This is a genomic window from Azospirillum sp. B4, from assembly GCF_000333275.1.
Classification (GTDB): domain Bacteria; phylum Pseudomonadota; class Alphaproteobacteria; order Azospirillales; family Azospirillaceae; genus Nitrospirillum.
Map to the genome: position 1 here is coordinate 1 of NZ_BACU01000611.1, position 1,869 is coordinate 1,869.

Consider the following 1,869-nt stretch of genomic DNA (forward strand, 5'->3'; position numbering starts at 1 on the left):
ATTGGGTAGCTTTAACCCTATCCAGTATCCTCTCAGCGACTTTTCGCATTATAGCTCTCGCTCGATTGAGTTCCTTTCTTGCTCAAGTGCATTGATATTCTTTATTTCATAGTCTTCACTATCATATCCTGATAGGACATGATCAACGATCGCATCGACAAATTCACGAATTATTTGCGCCTCTTCCCGAGCGATGCGAATTCCCTTCCGGTAAGCGATAAGCTCGAAGTCGGCAATAATGACTGAATTCACAGTGCTGGGACGACGCCCATATACTTTCTCGACGACGGCCATGTTTCCCTCCATAGTTTTGGGGGAATTTTCCATATCGAGCAACCTAAGTCAATAATTCTCCACAGAATTTCTATTTTTGGTAAATCAGACCTGACGCCATGCGCCTGTTCGGCAATTTCACCAAGGTGGAGGAGGGGGCGGACGGCACCCTGATGGTGGAGGGCATCGCCACCACCGAGACGGTGGATGGCGATGGCGAGGTGGTCGCGGCCGACGCCGTGAAGGCGGCCCTGCCGGATTTCCTGCGCCTGGGCACCGGCCCGTTGCGGGAGATGCACCAGCCCCTGGCCGCCGGCCGGGTGGATGCCGCCGCCGTGGGTGCCGACCGCCGCACCCGCATCACCGCTACGGTGGTGGACCCGGTCGCCATCCGCAAGGTCAAGGCCGGGGTCTACAAGGGCTTTTCCATCGGCGGCAAGGTCACCGCCCGCGACCCCGACGACCGCAACACCATCACCGCCCTGCGCCTGACGGAAATCAGCCTGGTGGACCGCCCGGCCAACCCCGATGCCGTCATCACCCTGGTCAAGCTGGAGGACACCGACATGACTGAAACCGACACGCCGCCCAAGAAGCCGATGCCCAAGGCCAAGAAGGATGCGGGCGGCGACGATGACTGCGGCGCGCTGCCCGAATGCGCGCCTCTGGCCACCATCCTGAAGGCGTTCAGCGCCGCCGTGGCGGGGCTGTCGCCCAAGGCCGTGGAAAGTCTGATCGCCACCCTGGAGGCCGCCAACACCGATGAGGCGCCGGACGACGATGGCGACGAGGCTGATGATGGCGATGAGGGGGAGGACAAGACCGCCAGCCTGGGCACGGCCGGTCTGCGCAAGGCCCTGGGCCGCGCCCGTGCCGATCGCGCCGGCCTGCTGCGCCAGCGCGACGCCCTGGCGGCCCGGGTCCGGGCGCTGGAGGCCCAGCCGCGCGCCGAGGACTATGTGCTGAAGACCGCCGTGGTCGGAGACGCCGGCACCAAGACCGCCCTGGACAACCCGGCCACCGCGCTGGATGCCATCAAGAAGGCCCAGCGCCATCCGGCGCACATGCTGCCGGCCTTCTGATCCCCTCTTCCCTGACGCCTGGTTCCCCACTGACCGGTTCGCCCGGAAGCGCCCCGTCACCCGATGGCGGCGTGGGCTGCCGCACGCCCATTTTCACCTGTTGGAGACATTGATGAACGGCATCCCCACCGCCGCGACCACCACCGATACCCTGTCCGCCTTCAAGGCGGCGCAGGGGCAGCGCCTGGCCGGCGACGACCTGACCAAGTCCACCTTCACCCAGTCCGGCAACCCCACTTCGGGCCTGACCTTCTATGATCTGGAGGCCGGGGCCAAGCTGCTCTATCCGGTGCTGACGCCGCTGCGCAACAGCATCCCCCGCGTCTCCGGCCGGGGTGGCATCCAGGCCAACTGGAAGGCCGTCACCGGTGTGAACACCACCGGCGTGCGCGCCGGTGTTTCCGGCGGCAACCGCGGCGGCGTCATCGCCGTCCGCACCCAGGACATGAACGCGGTCTATCGCGGCCTGGGCCTGGAGGCCAGCGTGGACTTCGAGGCCGACTACGCCGCCGAG

3 protein-coding genes are annotated in these 1,869 nt (G+C 64.8%); 2 read left to right on the forward strand and 1 reads right to left on the reverse strand.

What is annotated here, in order from left to right; translation table 11 throughout:
- Positions 1–48: 48 nt before the first annotated feature.
- A complete protein-coding gene (locus I55_RS36415) occupies positions 49–294 on the reverse strand; it encodes a hypothetical protein (RefSeq protein WP_148294009.1) in 246 nt (81 codons plus the stop codon).
- A 98-nt stretch (positions 295–392) separates the two neighbouring features.
- Between I55_RS36415 and I55_RS37905 the strand changes: the two genes are divergently transcribed.
- Together I55_RS37905 and I55_RS27450 are read left to right on the forward strand one after the other, a co-directional pair.
- Entirely contained in the window at positions 393–1,355 is a 963-nt protein-coding gene (locus I55_RS37905; RefSeq protein ID WP_049974556.1) for an HK97 family phage prohead protease, read from the forward strand.
- Between the two features lie 112 nt (positions 1,356–1,467).
- On the forward strand, positions 1,468–1,869 hold a 402-nt coding region (locus I55_RS27450), incomplete at its 3' end, for a hypothetical protein (RefSeq protein ID WP_044563918.1).